The sequence below is a fragment of the Streptomyces sp. NPDC037083 genome, from assembly GCF_055606485.1.
This window is the reverse complement of sequence record NZ_JBVJSQ010000007.1, coordinates 105,536-126,869: the sequence shown is the minus strand read 5'-3', so window position 1 is coordinate 126,869 and position 21,334 is coordinate 105,536. Positions and strand designations below refer to the sequence as shown.

The window sequence follows — 21,334 nt, the reverse complement described above, 5'->3', positions numbered from 1 at the left end:
CGGGCGGGTGGTACTTCGGAAGCGGTTCTTCAGACGCGGATGACCTGGGGGCCGAGCAGGGAGTACCGGTGCGCCTCGGCCGCCGGCAGCAGCGTGCTCGTGACGATCGTCTCCAGCGCGCTCACCTCGGCGAACCGGCAGAAGCCGACCGCCCCGAACTTGGTGTGCACGCCCACGAAGACGGTGCGCCGGGCCGCCCGCACGGCCTGCGCCTTGACCTCGCCCACGGCCGGGTCCGGGGTGGTCAGGCCGTGCTCGCGGGAGATGCCGTTGGCGCCGATGTAGGCGAGGTCGACGACGAAGCCGGCCAGCATCTTCGTCGTCCAGTGGTCGACCGTGGCCAGCGTGCCGGAGCGGACCCGGCCGCCGAGCAGCAGCACGGACATGTTCTCGGTCTCGGCGAGCGCGCCCGCGACCGGCAGGGAGGCGGTGACCACGGTCAGTGGCCGGTCCCGGGGCAGTGCCTCGGCGATGAGCTGAGGGGTGAAGCCCTCGTCGACGAAGACCGTCTCGGCGTCCCCGGCCAGGGCGGCCGCCGCGGCGGCGATCCGGCGTTTCTCGGGCACATGGCTGGTGGCGCGGAAGGCCAGCGTGGTCTCGAAGCCGGCGCTCTCCACGGGATACGCGCCGCCGTGCGTGCGGCGCACCAGGCCGTGGTCCTCCAGGGCGCGCAGGTCCCGGCGTACGGTCTCCCGGGCCACGCCCAGCTCGGCGGCCAGCGCGGCGACGTCGACGGAACCGGTGGCGCGCGCGGTGCGCACGATCTCGCGCTGGCGCTCCTCCGCCGTTCTGGGGGTCATGGCGTCACCTCGCTCTCCCGCAGCCCCGCCCGTTCGGGCCCGGTGCGGGCCCTGGGGGAAGTTCTACAGCGGGTGCGCGGCACTGACCAGGCCTGTTGCGGGCCCGATGCTGCCCGGTTGTGCCCGTTCGCGGCGCGGACTGCCCGGCTCGGACCTGCGCGGCAGCCGGGCGGCGGGTGGGATCGGGCAGGGAGCGTGCCCGGATGTCACGACGGGCGGGCCCGTTCGGCGCCCGTCCGCGTGCCGTGAGGGGTCCTTCCGGTCGGTGCCGTCGGTGCCGCCGGAGTGGCCGGTGCGGTCAGTAGGGCCAGATCGGCGGGTCGCTCACGAAGTGGCCGCCCAGGTGGGCGTGGGCGATGTCGTCCGGGTCCAGTTCGCCCTGCTCGGCGATCAGCTTCTTCGCGTACGGCTCGGAGTCGTCCTGCGGCTCGTAGCCGAGCGCCCGGGCGGTCGACAGGTCCCACCACAGCCGGGTGTTGGCGGAGGAGCCGTAGACGACGGTGTGGCCGACGTCCTCGGCGGTCAGGGCCGCGTGGAAGAGGCGTGCGCCGTCGGGCGGGCTCAGCCACAGCGAGAGCATGCGCACGCTGGTCGGCTCGGGGAAGCAGGAGCCGATGCGCACCGACACCGTCTCCAGGCCGTGCTTGTCCCAGTAGAGCTGGGCGAGATCCTCGCCGAAGGCCTTGGACAGACCGTAGAAGGTGTCCGGGCGGCGCGGGGTGTCGATCGGGATCAGGGGGTCGTCGCCCCGGGGCCGGGGGGCGAAGCCGACGGCGTGGTTGGAGGAGGCGAAGACGATCCGCTGCACACCCTCCTCGCGGGCGGCCTCGTACAGGTTGTACGTGCCCTCGATGTTCGCCTTGAGGATCTTCTCGAAGGGGGCTTCCAGGGAGATGCCCGCCAGATGGATGATCGCGTCGACGCCCCGTACCGCCTCGCGCACGGCCTTCCTGTCGGCGAGGTCGGCGGTGACGGCGTCCGGGTCGCCCTCGATCGGCCGCACGTCCAGGAGGCGCAGCTCGTAGCCGAAGGCGGGGAGCAGGTTCTGCATCAGGGTGCCGAGGCCGCCGGCGGCGCCGGTGAGCAGGACGGTGCGCGGAGCGGGCATCCTCGGGTCTCCTTGGGTCGGTCGAGCGGGCCGAACGTACCGATGGTCGAACGCATGTGTGGCCGTAGTTCACATTCATGGACACGCTAAAGAGCGGTGCCGGTACCCGTCAAGTGTCCCGCAGGAGTGGCAAAAGTGCTGGTGTCTCGGGGGTTGGTCGGCTTGACCGGGCTCGCACGGGCACCTTAGCGTGAACTTGTTCAGGAATATGGACGCCGCTCAAGAATATGGACCCGGGAGGGCCCGTGACGTCAGCCCCGCTCGCCGCCCGCCTCCGCGTCCCCAGCGGACCGCTGTTCTTCCCCGTCACCGCCTACGGCCCCGACGGCTCCCTCGACCTGGACGTCTACCGCGCGCACGTCCGCCGCGGCGTCGAGGCCGGCGCCGCGGCCGTGTTCGCGTGCTGCGGCACCGGCGAGTTCCACGCGCTCGCACCGGAGGAGTTCGAGGCCTGCGTCCGGGCGGCGGTGGAGGAGACCGGCGGGCGGACGCCGGTCGTCGCGGGCGTCGGCTACGGCACCGCCCTCGCCGTGCGCTACGCGGGACTGGCGCAGACCGCCGGAGCGGACGGCCTGCTCGCCATGCCGCCCTACCTCGTCGTGGCCGCCCAGGAGGGCCTGCTGCGCCACTACCGGCAAGTGGCGGCCGCGACCTCTCTCCCGGTGATCGTCTACCAGCGCGACAACGCGGTGTTCACCCCCGGGACCGTCGTCGAACTCGCCCGCACCGAGGGGATCGTCGGCCTCAAGGACGGCCTCGGCGATCTCGACCTCATGCAGCGGATCGTCAGCGCCGTGCGCACCGAGGTCCCCGGCGACTTCCTCTACTTCAACGGTCTGCCGACCGCGGAACAGACACAGCTCGCCTATCGCGCCCTCGGCATCGACCTCTACTCCTCGGCGGTGTTCTGCTTCGCCCCGGAGATCGCCCTCGCCTTCCACCGGGCGCTCGCGGCCGGCGACGACAGCACCGTCCGCAGACTGCTCGACGGTTTCTACCGGCCGTTCGTCGAACTGCGCGCCCAGGGCCGCGGTTACGCCGTCTCGCTCGTCAAGGCCGGAGTCCGGCTGCGCGGCCTCGACGTCGGCGAAGTCCGCCCGCCGCTGCACGAGCCGAGCGAGGATCATGTCAAACAGCTCGCCCAGGTGATCGAGCGCGGCCACGCGCTGCTGGAGGAGGGCCGGTAAGTGAAGGCGTCGACTTTCGTCTACCCCTGGGACGTGACCGGCGATCCCGCGGCCCCGGCCCGTGTCGCCGCGCTCGGAGTGGAACAGGTGACCCTCGCCGCCGCCTACCACTCCACCCGCGCGCTGACCCCTCGTCACCCGCGCCACCGCATCGTCACCGCTGAGCATGCGGCCGTGCTCTACCCGCCGGACGGCCGCTGGGAGGGCCGCGCCCTGCGCCCCTGTCCGGCCGGCGACTGGGCTCCCGGCGACGCCTACGGCGAGGCCGCCGAAGCGCTCGCGCGGGCCGGTCTCGAGGTGCACACCTGGGTGGTCCTCGCGCACAACTCCCGCCTGGGCGCCGACCGTCCCGAGACCTCGGTCGTCAACGCCTACGGGGACCGCTATCCCTGGGCGCCCTGCATCGCCCGGCCCGCCACGCGCGCGTACCTCGTCGACCTCGCCGCCGAGGCCGCCGTGCGCCCCGGCGCCGCCGGCACCGAGCTGGAGTCCCTCGGCTGGTACGGCCTGCAGCACCTGCACGCCCACGACAAGACCGGCGGCGTGAGCCTCGGGGACGCCGGCCAGTACCTGATGGCGCTCTGCTTCTGCCCCGACTGCCGGGCCGGCTACGGCGAACAGGGCCTGGACGCCGACACGCTCGCCGCCGCGGTGCGGGAGGCGCTGGAGCCGCTGTGGCGGGGGGCGCCGGACGACGGAGGCTGGGCCGCCGTGGAGAAACTGCTCGGGCAGGAGACGGCGGCCGCCACGCGCGCGTGGCGCGACGAACGGGCCCGCACCCTCCAGGAGGCGGCCGTGGCCGCCGTCCGGGCGGCCGCGCCCGCCGGCTTCCAGATCCTGCTGCACGCCGACCCCGTGACGTACCACGTCGGCGCCAACCCGGGCGTCGACCCCGCGCACATCCTGTCCGTCGCGGACGGGGTCGTCGTGCCCTGTGCCGACGGGCCCGGCCTGTTGACGCCCTTCGCCGAACAGGGCCGCACGGGCGCGGTCGTCGCCGCCAACTTCGGCGTCGTCTCCGGCATGGGCGGCAGCCCGGGGACGCTCGCGGCCGACGCGGCACGGGCCCGCGAACTCGGAGCGACGGAGATCCGGCTGTATCACGCCGGGTTGGCGTCGGACGGGGACCTGGAGGCCGTGCGCGCGGCGCTCGCCTCGCGCTGAGCGGGCACGCGCAGCAGCGGCGGGACCGCCGTCAGCCACGCCAGGCCCACCAGCGTCAACAGCACCTGGTACGGGAGGAGTTCCACCAGAGCGGCGCCCGCCGCCAGGCCGAACGTGTTCGGCGCGTACAGCAGGGCGCCGGCCGTGGCCGCGACCCGGCCCAGCAGCGCGTCGGGCGTCTCCCGCTGGACGGCGGTCAGCGCGGCGATCAGCACACAGGGCAGCCCCGCCCCGATCGCCGCGCCGCACACCAGGGCCACCGGGACCGAGGGAACGGCCCGCACGGCCACCGCGACGGCCGCCAGGGCGATCCCGTACGCCGCGAACCGGCGTTCCCCGAGCCGCCGCAGCGCGGGCCCCGACAGCAGCCCGACCGCGGCCGAACCGGCGCCCTGGACGGCGTAGAGCACACCCGCGTAGGCGGGGGAGCGGCCGAGGCCCTCGACGACGGCGTAGGCCGTCGCCCCGTTGACGCCCGCGAACAGCATCGTCGTACCGCCCGCCACCACCAGCGGACGCAGCGCGGGGTGCCCCCACAGGAAGCGGGCGCCCTCGGCCGTCCGCACGCGCCAGCCGCTCGTGGCGCTCGCAGGCCGGGCACCGCGGACCCGCACGCACAGGTACAGGCCCGCCGCGCACACGAAACTGGCCGCGTCCAGCAGGGCCACACTCGGCCCGCCGAAGGCCGCGTAGAGGCCCGCCCCCGCCAGCGGGGCGACCAGCTTCATGCCCTCCGTGGCCGTCGTGCGCAGCCCGTTGAAGTCGCCGAGCAGCTCCGGCGCGACGGCCGCGGCGACCAGCGCGGACTCGGCCGCGTCGGCCACGACACCGGCGGCGCCGTACAGGAACAGCACCGTGAACAGCAGCCACAGCCGGCCGGGTGAGTCCACGGCGAGGACGGCGAGCAGCAGGCCCGCGAGGCCCAGGTCGAGGGCGACGAGCAGGCGGCGCCGGCGGGCGCGGTCGGCGAAGGGGCCGAGCAGCGGGGCGAGGAGGGTGGGCGCCCACAGTGCCAGCACGCACAGCGCGGCGAGCCCGTTCGAGCCGGTGAGGTCCTTGACCCACACACCGGACGCCAGCCACAGCGCCGAGGTGCCGAAGCCGGAGACCACCGACGCGGCCAGAAAGAGCGCCGCGTCGCGGTCCCGCAGCACGCGCAGCACGGACAAGTTCTTCGTCATGCCTGGTCATCGTGGTTCTAAGGAGGTGCTCACGGCATCGGGCAGGTGCCCTATCCGGGCGCGGCGATGAGTTTGGGGCGCACGGACGGTCTCCCCCACATGACCGACTCCCGTACGACCGACACGACGATCCTCGATCTCGGGCCCCAGGCCCGGATCATCGCGCGCCTCGCGGAGGGCGTGCGCGACGGGCAGCTCGCGGAGGGGACCCCCTGCCCGGGGTGCGCCGTCCGCAACCTGCTCGGGCATCTGACCGGCCTGTCCGTCGCCTTCCGCGACGCCGCCCGCAAGGACCTCGGCCCGACGACCGACACCCCTCCGGACGCCGCCGCCCCGGACATCGGCCCCGACTGGCGCGAGGAGCTTGTCAAGGCGCTCGACGCCCTCGCCGAGGCCTGGCGCGACCCGGCCGCCTGGACCGGCATGACCCGCGCGGGCGGCGTGGACCTGCCCGGCGCGGTGGCGGGCGCCGTCGCCGCCGACGAGCTGGTGATCCACGGCTGGGACCTGGCCCGGGCCACCGGCCAGGACTACGAGCCCGACCCGGCGGCGCTGTCTGCGGCGTACGGGTTCCTCGCCGGCGCCGCCGACGGCGAGTCCGGGAACGGCGCCTTCGGCCCCGTCGTCCCCGTCCCGGACGACGCGCCCCTGCTCGACCGCGCGGTCGGACTGAGCGGACGTGACCCGGGGTGGACGCCCCGGTCGTAGACACAGGCCCGAGGTTGCCGTAGACGGGCGCGAACAGGGCGCGTGCGGCGGGAGCGGAACGTACGCTCCCCACCATGCCCCTCAGCCTCACCGTCCTCGGCACCGCCTCTCCGCACCCGGCGCCGGGCCGCCCCTGCTCCGGATACCTGCTGCGCGGCGCCGGGGCGGAGGTGTGGATGGACGCGGGGCCGGGCACGTTCGCCGAGTTGCAGCGGCACACGGACCCGGACCGTCTCACGGCGATCTGGATCTCCCACCTCCACGCCGACCACAGCGCCGATCTCCTCGCCGCCGCCTACGCGTTCGCCTTCGGCGGCATGGCCCCGCCGGCCCCGATCCCGGTGTACGCGCCGCTCGACTGCGCCCGGCGGCTGGCGGGCTTCCTCGGCCGGCCGGACGTACGGTTCCTCGGCGAGGTCCTCGACTTCAGGCCCCTGTTCGACGGGCACACCGTGCGGCACTGGAACCTGCGCCTCACCTCGCGCGCGGTGGCCCACGACACCGAGGCCTACGCCTTGCGCGCCGAGTGCCAGGGGAGTGTTCTCGCGTACTCCGGGGACACCGGGCCGTGTGACGCGCTCACCGAACTCGCCTCCGGGGCAGACCTGTTCCTGTGCGAGGCGGACGTCGACCGGCATCACGAAGGCGAACGGCGACAGCCGGTGCACCTTACGCCGGAGGACGCGGGCGACGCCGCCCGCAAGGCGGGGGTGCGCGAGCTGTACATCACCCACGTCGGCCCCACGCTGACCCGGGAAGCGGCGACCGCCCGCGCCGCCGCCGTCTTCGAAGGCCCCACCCGCACGGCGCGCGAGGGCGAGACCATCCCGTTCTGACCCCACTTGGGACCCTTGCGTCCCGGCGGCCTCAACTTCCTTTTGCCGGAAGCATTGACGAAACACGGGGCCGCTCCTACCTTCAACGCGTCGTACCTCGTACGTCATATATGAGACGCGATACGCGAGATCCGAGACCAGACACGCGACATCCGAGAGGCGCGCATGACCTCTGTGCCCACGCCGATCCCGTCCCGCACGCAGTACGTGCTGGAGGAGATCAAACGCCGCATCCTCACCGGGCGGCTGACGCCCGGTCAGGCCCTGGTCGAGACCGAGCTCGCCGCGCAGTTCGGGGTCTCCAAGACCCCGGTGCGCGAGGCGCTCAAGACCCTGGCCGGCACCGGCCTGGTCGTCATGAGCCAGTACAAGGGCGTCACGGTGCGCATGGTGGACGCGGACATGGCGCGCGAGGTCTACGACGTACGCCTGCTCCTCGAACCCGAGGCGCTCAGGCGGGCCGTGCGGCGAGGCGCCTCCCTGGACGCCGCCAGCTCGGCGCTGACCAGGGCCGACGAGGCGACCGACACCGCCGAACGGTCCCTGGCGAACCGGGAGTTCCACCGCGCCCTGTACCTGCCGTGCGGCAACCCGCTGCTCGGCCGGATGCTCGACGAGGTCCGCGACCAGGCCGCTCTGGTCTCCGCCGTCGCCTGGGCCGCCTCCCCCTCCTGGGAACGGGAGGCCGGCGAACACCGCGAGATCCTGCGGCTCGCCCTGGCGGGCGACGCGGACGGCGCGGCCCGCGCCCTGCACGCCCACATCGCGTCCTTCGTGCACCGGGCGTTCCCCGAGACCGCCGAAGCGGCCGCCCACGAAGAGGCCGAGGCCAAGGAAGGTCAGGAATGAGCAGCGTGGCGTTCGAGACCCAGCGTGCGGCCCTGGCCGACGTGGTGGCCATCCCGGTGACCCCGTTCGCCGAGGACGGCACCGTCGACCGGGCCGCCCACCGGGCCCTGCTGCGCCGGCTGCTCGACGGCGGGATCATCACCCTCACCCCGAACGGCAACACCGGCGAGTTCTACGCCCTCACCCCCGAAGAGCGCCGCCTGGTCACGGAGCTGACCCTGGACGAGGCCGACGACCGGGCGGTGGTGCTGGCCGGCGTCGGACACGACGTCCCCACCGCCGTCGCCTCCGCCCGGCACGCCCGTGAGCTGGGCGCTCAGATGGTGATGGTCCACCAGCCCGTCCACCCCTACGTCTCGCAGAGCGGCTGGGTCGACTACCACCGGGAGATCGCCCGGGCGGTGCCCGAGCTGGGCGTCGTCCCCTACATCCGCAACGCGCAGCTGCACGGCGAACGCCTGGCCGAACTCGCCGACGACTGCCCGAACGTGATCGGGGTCAAGTACGCCGTGCCGGACGCCTCCCGCTTCGCGGCCTTCGCACGGGACGCGGGCCTGGAGCGCTTCGTCTGGGTCGCCGGCCTCGCCGAGCCGTACGCCCCCTCCTACTTCTCCGCGGGCGCCACCGGCTTCACCTCGGGGCTGGTGAACGTCGCCCCGGCCGTCTCGCTGAACATGATCGAAGCGCTTCGATCAGGGGACTATCCGGCCGCGATGAAGGTGTGGGAACAGATCAGACGCTTCGAGGAGCTGCGCGCCGCCGAAGGCTCCGCCAACAACGTCACCGTCGTCAAGGAGGCCCTTGCCTCACTGGGACTGTGCCGCCGCGAGGTGCGCCCGCCGAGCAGGCCGCTGCCCGACGACGAGCGCGCCGAGGTCGCCGCCATAGCTGCCGGATGGTCCATATGAAGCGCTTCGACGATCTTCCCCCGACCGCTCCCCGCAAGGCGCCCGAGGAGCTCAGGAGCCACCAGTGGTACGGCGCCGAGGGCCTGCGCTCCTTCAGCCACCGTGCCCGCACCCGCCAGCTCGGCTACCTCCCCGAGGAGCACCTCGGCAAGCCGGTCGTCGCGATCCTGAACACCTGGTCCGACATCAACCCCTGTCACGTCCACCTGCGCGAGCGGGCCCAGGCGGTGAAGCGGGGCGTGTGGCAGGCGGGCGGCTTCCCCCTGGAGTTCCCGGTCTCCACCCTCAGCGAGACCTTCCAGAAGCCCACCCCGATGCTCTACCGCAACCTGCTCGCCATGGAGGCCGAGGAGCTGCTGCGCTCCTACCCCGTCGACGGGGCCGTGCTGATGGGCGGCTGCGACAAGACCACGCCCGCGCTGCTCATGGGTGCGGCGAGCGTCGACCTGCCGACCGTCTTCGTGCCGGCCGGGCCCATGCTGCCGGGCCACTGGCGCAACGAGGTCCTCGGCTCGGGCACCGACATGTGGAAGTACTGGGACGACCGGCGGGCCGGCCTCATCGGCGACTGCGAGATGGCCGAACTGGAGAACGGCCTCGCCCGCTCGCCGGGGCACTGCATGACGATGGGCACGGCGTCCACCCTGACGGCCGCGGCCGAGGCGCTCGGCGTGACCGTCCCGGGGGCGTCGAGCATCCCGGCCGTGGACTCCGGGCACGACCGGATGGCGGCCGCCGCCGGCCTGCGCATCGTCGAACTGGTGCACCGGGACCGCAGGTTGAGCGACATCCTCACCGCGGAGGCCTTCGAGGACGCGGTGACGACGGTCCTGGGCCTCGGCGGGTCGACCAACGCGGTGATCCATCTGATCGCCATGGCCGGCCGCGCGGGCGTCAGGCTCACCCTCGACGACTTCGACCGCATCGCCCGCACGGTCCCCGTCCTCGCCGACGTCCGTCCCGGCGGCCGGAAGTACCTGATGGAGGACTTCCACTTCGCCGGCGGCCTTCCCGGCTTCCTCTCCCGGATCCCGGACCTGCTCCACCTCGACCGGCCCACCGTCGCCCACGACACCCTGCGCGAGCAGCTCGCCGGCGCCCGGGTGCACGACGACGACGTCATCCGCCCCCGGGACAACCCGGTCGCGCGCGAAGGAGGGGTCGCCGTGCTGCGCGGCAACCTCTGCCCCGACGGCGCCGTGATCAAGCACATCGCGGCCGAGTCCCGCCTGCTGAAGCACACCGGTCCCGCGGTCGTCTTCGACGACTACCGGACCATGCAGCGCACCATCAACGACCCGGAGCTGGGCATCACCGCCGACACCGTGCTGGTGCTGCGCGGCTCCGGCCCCAAGGGCGGCCCGGGCATGCCCGAGTACGGCATGCTGCCCATCCCCGACCACCTCCTCAAGGAGGGGGTGCGGGACATGCTGCGGATCTCCGACGCCCGGATGAGCGGGACGAGTTACGGCGCGTGCGTGCTGCACGTGGCGCCCGAGTCGTACGTCGGCGGGCCGCTCGCCCTGGTCCGCACGGGCGACTCGATCACCCTCGACGTGGAGGCGCGCTCCCTGCGACTCGACGTCGACGACGAGGAGCTGGAGCGGCGCAGGGCACGGTGGACGCCGCCGCCCGCCCGCTACGAGCGCGGCTACGGCGCGCTCTACAACGAACAGATCACCCAGGCCGACACCGGCTGCGACTTCGAGTTCCTGGCCCGCCCGGGCAAGGTCGCGGATCCCTACGCGGGCTGATCGCCGCGGCACGAGGAGCCCACCCCTGTCCAGGCAGAAAGCGCTTCACCGTACGAACGCACAACGCGAAGCACGACGCACGCGAAGCACGACGCACGCGAACGCACACCGCACAACGCATGCGAACGCCCGACGGACTTGAACGCCCGACGGACGCGAACGCCCGACCGCACGTGACAGCACGACGCACGCGAACGCGCGACGCACCGAGACGTACCGAGAACGGAGAACAGTCATGGCCCAAGCCGCAGCCGTGGCGAAACCGCCCGCGCCACCCCGGCGGCGCCGTGCCTCCGCCACGCCGCGCAGGCTGCCGTACCTGCTGATCGCGCCGGCGGCCCTGCTGATGCTGGGCTTCATCGCCTACCCGGTCGTCAGCGTCTTCTACTACAGCCTGCAGAACTTCAACCCCACCAAGCCGTGGCGCAACGGCTACGCGGGCTTCGACAACTTCGTCCAGATCTTCACCGAGGACCCGCAGTTCTGGGACACGCTGACCTTCAGCGCCAAGTGGGTCTTCGTCGAGGTGGGGCTGCAGCTGCTGTTCGGTCTGGCGCTGGCGCTGATCGTCAACCAGACCTTCGTCGGACGGGCGCTCGGCCGTGCACTGGTGTTCTCGCCCTGGGCCGTCTCCGGCGTGCTGACCTCCGCGATCTGGGTGCTGCTCTACAACTCGCAGACGGGCGTCACCCGCTACCTCGCGGACATGGGACTCGGCGAGTACGGCACCAGCTGGCTGTCGGACACATCCACGGTCTTCCCGGCGGTGATCGTCGCCGATCTGTGGCGGGGCGTCCCCTTCTTCGCGATCCTCATCCTCGCCGACCTCCAGTCCGTGTCCAAGGACCTGTACGAGGCGGCGGAGGTCGACGGAGCCGGCCGCATCAAGCAGTTCTGGCACATCACCCTGCCCCATCTGAAGGACGCCATCGTCCTGTCCACCCTGCTGCGCGCGGTGTGGGAGTTCAACAACGTCGACCTGCTCTACACGCTCACCGGCGGCGGCCCGGCGGGGGAGACCACCACCCTCCCGCTCTACATCGCCAACACCAGCGTCGACGCCCACAACTTCGGCTACGCGTCCGCCCTCACCACGGTCGCGTTCGTGATCCTGCTCTTCTGCTCGATGGTCTATCTGCGGCTGAGCAAGTTCGGAGGAGGCGACAAGTGATCACCAAGGAGGCCACCGAGGTCACGCCCGTCCCCGTGCGCGTGCCCAGCACGGCGGACCGGCAGCCGTCCGCGAGGAAGCGCGCCTGGGACGAGGCCCCGCGCTGGCAGATCTACCTTCCCCTGGGGATCTACCTCGTCTTCACCCTCGTCCCCTTCTACTGGATCCTGCTCTTCGCGCTCCGCCCGGCCGGCTCGACCTCGCTCGTGCCCTGGCCGATGACCTTCGACCACTTCGAGAAGGTCTGGAACGAGCGGGACTTCGCCGTCTACTTCCAGAACAGCGTGATCACCGGTGTGGCGACCCTGCTGCTCACCACCGGGGTCGCCCTGGCCGGCGGCTACGCCCTCGCCCGCTTCGACTTCAGGATCAAGCGCGGCTTCATGCTCGCCCTGCTGTGCACCCAGTTCGTGCCGGGCGCGCTGCTCCTCGTGCCGCTCTTCCAGATCTTCGCCGAACTCAAGATGATCAACTCGCTCGGCAGCGTCGTCATCGCCGAGACGGTCTTCCAGCTGCCCCTGTCGATGATCCTGATCAGCGGGTTCATCCGGAACGTGCCCTACTCCCTGGAGGAGGCCGCCTGGGTCGACGGCTGCGGCCGGCTCACCGCCTTCCGCATCGTCGTCCTGCCGCTGCTGCGGCCCGGGCTGATCGCCGTCGGCTCCTTCGCCTTCGTGCACGCCTGGAACCACTTCCTCTTCGCCCTGATGTTCCTGTCCGACCAGACCAAGCAGACGATCCCCGTCGGCCTCAACACCCTGATGAGCGCGGACAGCGTCGACCTGGGCGCGCTGGCCGCGGGCGGCATCATCGCCGCCGTCCCCGTGGTGATCGTCTTCGCCTTCATCCAGAAATGGCTGATCACCGGCTTCAGCGCGGGGGCGGTGAAGGGATGAGCATCCGTCGGACCGCCGTCGGCGCCCCGGTCCCGAACGGCCGGCCCGCCCGCCTTCCCGGCCGCCACGACGACCCCTACCGCGGCGGTGAGCGCGCTCCCGCGGTGGCCGCAGGCCGGGCGCCTACCCTGCACCGAAAGATCGACAGCGCCGTGGCGGCCGACCGCGAGCCGGCCCGCGGCGCGGGCGCAGGGAGGATCCCATGAGCACCTCGGACACCGCCGTCCCCATCGTCCTGGCGGGCGCGCGCGGCCACGGCCGCTGGCACCTGGACAACATCCGCAGGCTCCAGGACAAGGGGCTCGTCCGGCTGGCGGGCATCTGCGAGCTGACCCCGCTGACGCGGGCCGAGATCCCCGAGGGCCTCGGCGCGCCCGAGCAGTCCGCCGACTTCGGCGCGCTGCTGGACGCCACCGGCGCGCGGATCGCCGTGATCTGCACGCCGATCCCGACCCACGCCGACCTCGCGCTGACCGCGGCCGGCAGGGGCGTGCACCTGCTCCTGGAGAAGCCGCCCGCTCCCTCCTACGCCGAGTTCCGCCGGATGGCCGACGGGGTCGCACAGGCCGGCGTGGCCTGCCAGATCGGCTTCCAGTCGCTGGGCTCGCACGCCGTGCCCGCGATCCGCACGCTGATCGAGGACGGTGCGATCGGCGAGGTGACGGGCGTCGGCGGCGCCGGGGCCTGGGCGCGCGCCCACGCGTACTACCGGCGGGCGCCCTGGGCCGGCAGGCGGCGGCTGAACGGCGTCGACGTGATCGACGGGGCGCTCACCAACCCGCTCGCGCACGCCGTCGCCACCGCCCTGGCGCTGGCCGGCGTCACCCGCGCCGAGGACGTCGCCCGCATCGAGACCGAGCTGGCGCACGCCAACGCCATCGAGTCCGACGACACCTCCTGCGTCCGCGTCAGCACGGCCGACGGCCGCCATGTCGTCGTCGCGGCCACCCTGTGCGCCGAGGACCCCGACGACCCGTACGTCGTCGTCCACGGCAGCCGCGGCCGGATCACGTACTGGTACAAGCAGGACCGCGTCCTGCTCCAGCGGGCCGACCACGGTCCCGAGGAGTTCGAGTACGGCCACACCGACCTGCTGGAGAACCTCGTCGAGCACCTCGCCGACGGGACGGGGCTGCTCGTCCCGCCCGCCGCGACCGAGGCGTTCATGCGGGTCGTCGAGGCGATCCGGACGGCCCCCGACCCGGCCCAGCTGCCCGAGGGGACCTGGCGCCTGCTCCCGGACGAGGACCGGCGGGTCGTGCCCGGCGTCGACGGCCTCGTGGCGGCCGCCGCCGACACCCTCTGCCTCTACTCCGAACTGGGCGCCCCCTGGGCGTTCACGACCGTGCATCCGAAAGAGGTGAGCCCCTGATGACCGCACCGGCACCCGACTCCCCGGTCGTCCTGCGTGTCGCCGGCCGCCCGGTCGCCCGCTACGTCACCCGGCCGGAACTGCCCGCCCGGCTCTCCCCGCGCCCCTACCTGCACCCCGTCACCACCTTGGCCGGCACGGCGGTCACCGAACTGAGCCCCGCCGACCACACTCACCACCTCGGCGTCGGTGTGGCCGTACCCGACGTCGGGGGGCACAACTTCTGGGGCGGCCGCACCTACGTCCGCGGCCGGGGCCCGGCCGAGCTCGACAACCACGGCGCGCAACGGCACGGCTCCTTCCAGCTGCGCGATCCCGACGGCTTCATCGAGGAGCTGCGCTGGGTCGCCGCCGGGGTCGAGCTGCTGCGCGAGCGCCGTACGGTCGCGGCCACCGAACTCACCGGCCACGCATGGGCGTTGGACTTCACCTTCTCCCTCACCAATGTCACCTCCGGCCCGTTGTCCATCGGCAGCCCGGCGACGAACGGACGTCCCGGAGCGGCCTACGGCGGGTTCTTCTGGCGGGCCCGCAAGGAGAGCGCGGCCCCCGAGGTCTTCACCGCCGGCACCCGGGGCGAGGCGGCCGTCCACGGCGCCCCCGCCGACTGGCTCGCCTTGGCGGGATCGGGCTCCGCCCGCTCGAGCGGGGTGGACGGCAAGGGAGGCTGGACCCTCGTCTTCGCGGGCGCCACCGACGCCACCCGCCGCGACCCCTGGTTCGTGCGCACCGCCGAGTACCCGGGCGTCGGCTCGTCGCTGGCCTCGGCCGAGCGGCTGCCGATCCCGCCCGGCGAGACGGCCGTGCGCCGGATCGTCACCGTCGTCGCCGACGGCCGGCTCGACCGGGACGAGGCGGCGGCGCTGGTCCGGAAGGCGGTCAACCAGTGAGGCACGAGCGGCCCGAGACGTACACGAACCCGGTCCTGAACGCCGACTGGTCCGACCCGGACGTCATGCGGGTCGGCGACGACTTCTACCTGACCGCCTCCAGCTTCGGCCGCGCCCCCGGCCTGCCGCTGCTGCACTCGCGCAACCTGGTCGACTGGACGCTGATCGGCCACGCCCTCGAACGCCTCGAACCGGCCGCCGAGTTCAGGACCCCGCGCCACGACTGCGGGGTCTGGGCGCCCGCCCTGCGCCATCACGACGACCGCTTCTGGATCTTCTGGGGCGACCCCGACCAGGGCATCTTCCAGGTCAACGCCCCTGAGATCAGGGGGCCTTGGACCCGCCCGCATCTGGTGAAGGAGGGCAAGGGGCTCATCGACCCCTGCCCGCTGTGGGACGACGAGACCGGCGAGGCCCACCTGGTCCACGCCTGGGCGAAGTCCCGCGCGGGCGTCAAGAACCGGCTCACCGGCCACCGTATGCACCCGCAGGGGACGGCCGTCCTCGACGAGGGCAAGGTGATCGTCGACGGGGACCGGATCCCCGGCTGGTTCACCCTCGAAGGACCGAAGCTCTACCGGCACGACGGCTGGTACTGGATCCTCGCCCCGGCCGGGGGAGTGGAGACCGGCTGGCAGGGCGCCTTCCGTGCCTGGGACTTCTTCGGCCCCTACGAGGAGCGCGTCGTCCTGGAGCAGCGGGACACCGAGGTCAACGGCCCCCACCAGGGCGGCTGGGTGCGCACCCAGGCCGGCGAGGACTGGTTCGTGCACTTCCAGCAGCGCGGCGCCTACGGCAGGGTCGTCCATCTGCAGCCGATGCGGTGGGCCGCGGACGGCTGGCCGGTCGTCGGCGACGAGGGCGCCCCCGTCCTGGAACACCGGCGGCCCGACCTGCCCGCGGAGCCGCCCGCCGCGCCCGCCACGGACGACGACTTCCCCGGCGGACGCTTCGGCCGCCAGTGGTCGTGGACGGCCAACCCCCGTGACGGCTGGGCCACCCGGCACTCCGCCGACGGACTGCGTCTGACCTGTGTACGGACGGCCGACGCGCACGACCTGCGCACCCTGCCGAACGTGCTCACCCAGCGGCTGCCGGGGCGGCCGTCCGCCGTCGAGGTGGAACTGCGACTGCACAGCGAGGAACCGGGCGCCCGCGCCGGACTCACGGTCCTCGGGGACGCGTTCGCCTGGATCGGCCTCCAGCGGGGCGCCGACGGCGCCGTCCACCTGGTGCACCGGTTCGCCGAGCCGGCGGCCGACCGGGAACGGGACGCCGCCCCTCCGCGGCTCGCCCCCGAGGGACGGGCACGGCTGAGGATCGAGGCGGGCGCCGGAGCCCGCTGCCGTTTCACGTACGACGTCGGCGACGGTCCGTGTCACTCGGGCCCCGTCTTCGCCGCCACCCCCTGGCGCTGGGTGGGCGCCCTGCTCGGTCTCTTCGCCCTCGCGCCCGTGGGGACCGGACACGCGGGTGCGGCCACGTTCAGCGCCTTCCGGATCAGACCTCTCTGACTCACCCGCCGTACCCGCCCGTGAGGAGCGGCGCGACGCACCGCCCCGCCCTCGACCGCGCGGACCGGCGCCGGCCCCACCCCCCCCGCACAACTTCATATCTCCGTTGGGATCCAGAAGAAGAGAGCCGACCACATGAAGAGCAGCATCCACAGAAGCAGGCGAGCCGCCCTGGCCGTCGCCCTGGGCTCCGTGCTCGCGCTGACCGCCACCGCCTGCGGCGACGACGGCAGCGGCGCGGCGGGAGACAAGGGAGGCGACGGCTCCGGCAAGGGGGAGATCACCTTCTGGGACAACAACGGCGGTGTCCGCACCGATGTCTGGAAGGAGATCATCGCCGACTTCGAGAAGGCGAACCCGGACATCAAGGTCAAGTACGTCGGCGTGCCGTCCGACAGCGTCCAGTCCAAGTACGACACCGCCATCCAGGGCGGCGGGCTGCCCGACGTCGGCGGGGTGGGCACCGCGATGCTCGCAGAGATCGCCGCGCAGGACGCCCTCGAACCGCTGGACGAGCGTCTGGAGAAGAGCGGGCTGGGCAGCCGGCTCAACGCGAAGTTCCTGGACGGCGTCAAGGCCGCCGGCATCGACGGCAAGACGTTCACCGTGCCGACCTCCGCCAACAACGGCACCCTCTGGTACCGCACGGATCTCTTCCGGAAGGCGGGCCTGGAGGCGCCGACCACCTGGACGAAGTTCTACGAGGCCGCCGACAAGCTGACCGACAAGGACAAGAACGCCTTCGGGTACACCATCCGCGGCGGCGCCGGATCGATCGCCCAGGCCCTCGACGCCACGTACGGGCAGAGCGGCATCACCGCGTTCTGGAACGGTGACAGGACGACGGTCAACGACCCGAAGAACGTGGCCGCGCTGGAGAAGTACGTCGGCCTGTTCAAGAAGGACACCCCGGCCGCCGACGTCAACAACGACTTCACCAAGATGGTCGCCCAGTGGGACTCCGGCACCATCGGCATGCTGAGCCACAACCTGGGCTCCTTCGGCGACCACCAGAAGGCCCTGGCCGGCAGGTTCAGGGGCATCCCGGCGCCGACCCAGGACAACGGCACCCGGGTGCAGGTGTCCAACCCGGTGGACGGCCTGGGGCTGTTCAAGTCCAGCAAGAACAAGACCGCCGCCTGGAAGTTCATCGAGTTCGCCGCCTCGCACGAGTCCAACAGCAAGTGGAACAGGACGGCGGGCCAGGTGCCGGCCAACCTGGAGGCCGCGCAGGACAGCTGGGTGCAGGCGTCCGAGGCGACGAAGCTGGCGGCCGAGGCGCTGACGGGCACCACCACGAAGATCGTGCAGCTGCCCTACTACCTGCCCGACTGGAACACGATCTCCAAGGCCGACAACGAGCCGAACTTCCAGAAGGTGCTGCTGGGGAAGCTGAGCGCGAAGGAGTTCCTGGACCGGCTGGCCGACCAGCTGAACACCGCGCAGGCCGACTGGAGGAAGAACCACGGATAAGCCGGCCGCCTGCCGTCGTGGGCGCGACCGTGAGCGGTCGTGGACGGTCGCGCCCCCGCGGCGGAGCCGTGCAGCGGTACGGCCCCGCACCCCTGAAGGACTCGAGAGAGGCACACGTCCGTGTCCCTGACCCGTAGGCAGATCACCTCGGCGGCGCTGGCCGCCGTCCCCGCCGTCCTCCCCCTCGGCGTCGCGGCGGCCGGTACCGCCCACGCCGCCGGACGCAGGCGAACGCTCTACCTCGCCGGCGACTCCACCGCCGCCCAGAAGTACGCCGACGCCGCCCCCGAGACCGGGTGGGGCATGGCGCTCCCCTTCTTCCTGCACGCCGACCGGCCGGTCGCCAACCACGCGGTGAACGGGCGCAGTTCGAAGAGCTTCGTCGACGAGGGCAGGCTCGACGCCGTGCTCGCCGCGATCCGGCCGGGGGACCTGCTCCTCGTCCAGTTCGCGCACAACGACGAGAAGACCACCGACCCGACCCGGTACACGGAGCCCTGGACGACGTACCAGGGCTACCTGCGCAGGTACGTCGACGGCGCCCGGGCCAAGGGGGCGCGGCCGGTGCTGGCCACGCCCGTCGAGCGGCGCAGGTTCGACGCGGCGGGTGCTGCCCTGCCCACCCACGGGGAGTACCCCGCCGCCATGCGTGCGCTCGCCGCGCAGGAGGGGGTGGCGCTGCTCGACCTCCAGGCGCTGTCGCTGGCCCTGTGGCAGCGGCTCGGGGTCGAGGAGACGAAGACCTACTTCAACTGGACCGCCACCGAGCAGGACAACACGCACTTCAACCCGCCGGGAGCGATCGCGGTGGCTCGGCTCGTGGCCCGCGAGCTGCTGCGGACCCGGGTGCTCGCGCCGCGTGACGTGGTCCGGCTGCACGACGAGATCCCCACGTCCTGGATCACCTGGCCCGCGCCCCTTTCCTGACCGCTCCCGCGAGAGAGCCCCCGACCTTCTTCCAGAGGAGACCCGCACAGTGCGCACACAGTCATGTCATGGACGCGTCATAGCTGCCCTGGTGGGGTGCACCGCGCTGGTGCTGTCCGTCACCGCCACGGCGTCCGCCCAGGCCCAGTCCCGCTCCTCGTCCCGCGACCTCGGTCGGCAGGTCCTGGGCGCCGACGACGGCTGGGCCGCCTACGGGACGGGCACCACGGGCGGATCGGCCGCCGACGCCGACCACGTCCACACCGTCACCACCTGGGCCGAGTTCAGGGCCGCCCTCGCCGCCGGGGGATCCGCCCCGAAGATCATCAAGGTCAAGGGCGTCATCGACGCCGTCGCCGAGGGCTGTGACGCCTTCGCCGCGCTCGGCTACGACTTCGACGCCTATCTCGCCGCGTATGCTCCGGACGTCTGGGGACTGGACACCGACCTGAGCGACGAGCCCGACGACAGCCCGGAGGGGCTGCGACGCGCCTCCGCCGCCGCCCAGGACACGGCCGTCAAGGTGAACGTCCCCGCCAACACCACCATCGTCGGCATCGGCAGGAACGCCGGATTCAAGGGCGTCAGCCTGCAGATCAAGGCCGTCGACAACGTGATCATCCGCAACCTGGCCTTCGAGTCGCCCATCGACTGCTTCCCGCAGTGGGACCCCACCGACGGAGCCAAGGGCAACTGGAACTCCGAGTACGACACGGCCGTCGTCCACGGCTCCACGCACGTGTGGCTGGACCACAACACGTTCACCGACGGCTCGCACCCGGACAGCGCCGCGCCGACCTACTTCGGCATGCTCTACCAGCAGCACGACGGCGAACTGGACATCGTCCGCGGCGCCGACTACGTCACCGCCTCCTGGAACGTCTTCACCGAACACGACAAGACGATCCTCATCGGCAACAGCGACAGCGAGTCGACCGCCGCCGGCGACCGGGGCCACCTGAGGGCGACCTTCCACCACAACCTGTTCTCGAACCTCGTCGAGCGCGCCCCCCGCGTCCGCTTCGGGCAGGTGGACTCCTACAACAACCACTTCGTCGCGAACGGCGACTACTCCTACACCTTCGGCATCGGGAAGGAGTCGAAACTGGTCGCCGAGCACAACGCGTTCACCCTGCCGGAAGGGACCAGCGCGGCGAAGGTACTGAAGCGGTGGAACGTCTCGCCGCTGACCGCCGCCGACAACTACGTCAACGGCGTGAAGACCGATCTGATCGCCGTGCACAACGCGGAGATCCCCGGCGAGGTCCTCCAGTCCGGCGCGGGCTGGACGCCGACCCTGCGCACCAGGACCGACCCGGCGAAGTCGGTCCCCCGCATCGTCGACTGCGGCGCGGGCGCCGGACGCCTGGGCTGACCCTCCGCAGCACGCAGGGGGCCCGGTGCGCGCCGCCGCGCCGGTCCCCCTGATCCCCTCCCCACCCGAGCCGCACCGCGAAGGAGCAGTCGCATGCCCTCGCCCCTGCAACACCCCCTGTCCAGAAGGGGATTCCTCATGGCGAGCGCCGGCGCGGGCGCCGCCCTCGGCCTCGCCTGCGAGCCCGCACGGGCCGCCACCGGGAAGCTCCCGTTCGGCCGCCACGGATCCCCCGCCGCCCGCCTCACCGCGCAGACCCTGTACGTCGATCCGCAGGGCCGCGGCGACTTCACCTCGGTCCGGGACGCCGTCGCCGCCGCTGCCGGCAGCGGCTGGACCCTGGTCCTGGCCCCCGGCGTCTACCGGGAGACCGTCGTCCTCGACGCCACCCGCACCGAGGCCACCTGGATCGGCGCCTCGCAGGACCCGCGGGACACCGTCATCGTCCACGACACCGCGGCCGGCACCCCCAAGCCCGGCGGCGGCACCCACGGCACCACCGGCTCCGCCACCACGACCGTGCAGGCCGACGGCTTCACCGCCCGCCGGATCACCTTCGCCAACGACTGGCTGCGCGCCGACCACCCCGACATCACCGGCACCCAGGCCGTCGCGATCAAGGTCCAGGGCGACCGCTCCGCGTTCCACCACTGCCGTTTCCTCGGCCACCAGGACACCCTGTACGCCGACTCCAGAGCCCTCGGCGCGTTCGCCCGCCAGTACTACGCGCACTGCCACGTGGAAGGGGACGTCGACTTCGTCTTCGGCCGGGCCACGGCCGTCTACGAGCACTGCCGCTTCCGCGCCCTGAACCGCACCGACCTGGCCGCCGCCCCCTACGGCTTCGTCTTCGCGCCCTCCACCGCGAGCGCCAATCCGCACGGATTCCTGGTGACCGGGAGCCGGGTGAGCAGCGACGCGCCGGACGCCTTCTACAAGCTGGCCCGTCCGTGGGTGCCCAGCTCCGACACCACCGCCCGTCCGAGCCTCACCGTCCGCGACACCCGCCTGGACGCCGGCATCGACGCGGTCGCGCCCTATACCGACATGTCGGCCGCCTTCCCGTGGCAGAGCCAGCGGTTCGCCGAGTACCGCAACGCCGGCCCGGGAGCGCGGATCCCCGTCCCCGAGAACCGGCCCCGACTCACCGCGCGGCAGGCCCGGTCGGCGACCCGTGAGAGCTACCTGGGCGACTGGGAGCCCTGGCGGAGGGAGTGCTGA

20 protein-coding genes are annotated in these 21,334 nt (G+C 72.6%); 17 read left to right on the top strand and 3 right to left on the bottom strand.

Features of this window, described 5'->3' with window-relative positions; all coding sequences use genetic code 11:
• Positions 1–29: 29 nt before the first annotated feature.
• Together ACZ7DE_RS20310 and ACZ7DE_RS20305 are read right to left on the bottom strand one after the other, a co-directional pair.
• The gene (locus ACZ7DE_RS20310) at positions 30–800 is read right to left on the bottom strand and encodes a DeoR/GlpR family DNA-binding transcription regulator (RefSeq protein ID WP_470763087.1); all 771 of its coding nucleotides are present in this window, start codon (positions 798–800) and stop codon (positions 30–32) included.
• Between the two features lie 298 nt (positions 801–1,098).
• Entirely contained in the window at positions 1,099–1,908 is an 810-nt protein-coding gene (locus tag ACZ7DE_RS20305; RefSeq protein ID WP_470763085.1) for an NAD-dependent epimerase/dehydratase family protein, read from the bottom strand.
• Positions 1,909–2,135: 227 nt separating this feature from the next.
• Here ACZ7DE_RS20305 and ACZ7DE_RS20300 point away from each other — a divergent pair, with 227 nt between their 5' ends.
• Positions 2,136–3,095 (top strand): 5-dehydro-4-deoxyglucarate dehydratase, encoded by a 960-nt coding sequence (locus ACZ7DE_RS20300; protein WP_470763083.1) that lies wholly within the window; start codon positions 2,136–2,138, stop codon positions 3,093–3,095.
• The gene (locus tag ACZ7DE_RS20295; RefSeq protein WP_470763081.1) at positions 3,096–4,259 is read left to right on the top strand and encodes a hypothetical protein; all 1,164 of its coding nucleotides are present in this window, start codon (positions 3,096–3,098) and stop codon (positions 4,257–4,259) included.
• Here ACZ7DE_RS20295 and ACZ7DE_RS20290 read toward each other — a convergent pair.
• Positions 4,196–5,440: an MFS transporter gene (locus ACZ7DE_RS20290; protein ID WP_470763079.1), complete on the bottom strand. Its 1,245-nt coding sequence runs from the start codon at positions 5,438–5,440 to the stop codon at positions 4,196–4,198. The two genes, ACZ7DE_RS20295 and ACZ7DE_RS20290, sit on opposite strands and share 64 nt — an antisense overlap.
• 99 nt (positions 5,441–5,539) lie before the next feature.
• Here ACZ7DE_RS20290 and ACZ7DE_RS20285 point away from each other — a divergent pair, with 99 nt between their 5' ends.
• From ACZ7DE_RS20285 to ACZ7DE_RS20215, 15 genes are all read left to right on the top strand, one after another.
• Entirely contained in the window at positions 5,540–6,148 is a 609-nt protein-coding gene (locus ACZ7DE_RS20285; protein WP_470763077.1) for a TIGR03086 family metal-binding protein, read from the top strand.
• A 74-nt stretch (positions 6,149–6,222) separates the two neighbouring features.
• Complete coding sequence (locus ACZ7DE_RS20280; protein WP_470763075.1) at positions 6,223–6,984, top strand: MBL fold metallo-hydrolase; 762 nt, start codon at positions 6,223–6,225, stop codon at positions 6,982–6,984.
• A 165-nt stretch (positions 6,985–7,149) separates the two neighbouring features.
• Positions 7,150–7,833, top strand: coding sequence for a GntR family transcriptional regulator (locus ACZ7DE_RS20275; protein ID WP_470763073.1), 684 nt, complete (start codon positions 7,150–7,152; stop codon positions 7,831–7,833).
• Positions 7,830–8,741 (top strand): dihydrodipicolinate synthase family protein, encoded by a 912-nt coding sequence (locus ACZ7DE_RS20270; protein ID WP_470763071.1) that lies wholly within the window; start codon positions 7,830–7,832, stop codon positions 8,739–8,741. Before ACZ7DE_RS20275 ends, ACZ7DE_RS20270 begins: the two co-directional genes overlap by 4 nt.
• The gene (gene araD / locus ACZ7DE_RS20265) at positions 8,738–10,495 is read left to right on the top strand and encodes an L-arabinonate dehydratase (RefSeq protein ID WP_470763069.1); all 1,758 of its coding nucleotides are present in this window, start codon (positions 8,738–8,740) and stop codon (positions 10,493–10,495) included. The genes ACZ7DE_RS20270 and araD overlap by 4 nt, the downstream gene beginning before the upstream one ends.
• A 235-nt stretch (positions 10,496–10,730) precedes the next feature.
• A complete protein-coding gene (locus ACZ7DE_RS20260) occupies positions 10,731–11,666 on the top strand; it encodes a carbohydrate ABC transporter permease (RefSeq protein ID WP_470763067.1) in 936 nt (311 codons plus the stop codon).
• The gene (locus ACZ7DE_RS20255; RefSeq protein ID WP_470763065.1) at positions 11,663–12,562 is read left to right on the top strand and encodes a carbohydrate ABC transporter permease; all 900 of its coding nucleotides are present in this window, start codon (positions 11,663–11,665) and stop codon (positions 12,560–12,562) included. Before ACZ7DE_RS20260 ends, ACZ7DE_RS20255 begins: the two co-directional genes overlap by 4 nt.
• Positions 12,559–12,768: a hypothetical protein gene (locus tag ACZ7DE_RS20250; protein WP_470763063.1), complete on the top strand. Its 210-nt coding sequence runs from the start codon at positions 12,559–12,561 to the stop codon at positions 12,766–12,768. The genes ACZ7DE_RS20255 and ACZ7DE_RS20250 overlap by 4 nt, the downstream gene beginning before the upstream one ends.
• The gene (locus ACZ7DE_RS20245) at positions 12,765–13,934 is read left to right on the top strand and encodes a Gfo/Idh/MocA family protein (protein ID WP_470763061.1); all 1,170 of its coding nucleotides are present in this window, start codon (positions 12,765–12,767) and stop codon (positions 13,932–13,934) included. The genes ACZ7DE_RS20250 and ACZ7DE_RS20245 overlap by 4 nt, the downstream gene beginning before the upstream one ends.
• Entirely contained in the window at positions 13,934–14,824 is an 891-nt protein-coding gene (locus tag ACZ7DE_RS20240) for a DUF6807 domain-containing protein (protein WP_470763059.1), read from the top strand. The genes ACZ7DE_RS20245 and ACZ7DE_RS20240 overlap by 1 nt, the downstream gene beginning before the upstream one ends.
• Positions 14,821–16,338, top strand: a complete 1,518-nt coding sequence (locus ACZ7DE_RS20235) for a glycoside hydrolase family 43 protein (RefSeq protein ID WP_470763057.1) — start codon at positions 14,821–14,823, stop codon at positions 16,336–16,338. Before ACZ7DE_RS20240 ends, ACZ7DE_RS20235 begins: the two co-directional genes overlap by 4 nt.
• A 135-nt stretch (positions 16,339–16,473) precedes the next feature.
• Complete coding sequence (locus ACZ7DE_RS20230) at positions 16,474–17,811, top strand: ABC transporter substrate-binding protein (protein WP_470763055.1); 1,338 nt, start codon at positions 16,474–16,476, stop codon at positions 17,809–17,811.
• Positions 17,812–17,931: 120 nt separating this feature from the next.
• Positions 17,932–18,738: a rhamnogalacturonan acetylesterase gene (locus tag ACZ7DE_RS20225; protein ID WP_470763053.1), complete on the top strand. Its 807-nt coding sequence runs from the start codon at positions 17,932–17,934 to the stop codon at positions 18,736–18,738.
• A gap of 49 nt (positions 18,739–18,787) precedes the next feature.
• Positions 18,788–20,113, top strand: a complete 1,326-nt coding sequence (locus ACZ7DE_RS20220) for a pectate lyase family protein (protein ID WP_470763051.1) — start codon at positions 18,788–18,790, stop codon at positions 20,111–20,113.
• Positions 20,114–20,206: 93 nt separating this feature from the next.
• Entirely contained in the window at positions 20,207–21,334 is a 1,128-nt protein-coding gene (locus ACZ7DE_RS20215; protein WP_470763049.1) for a pectinesterase family protein, read from the top strand.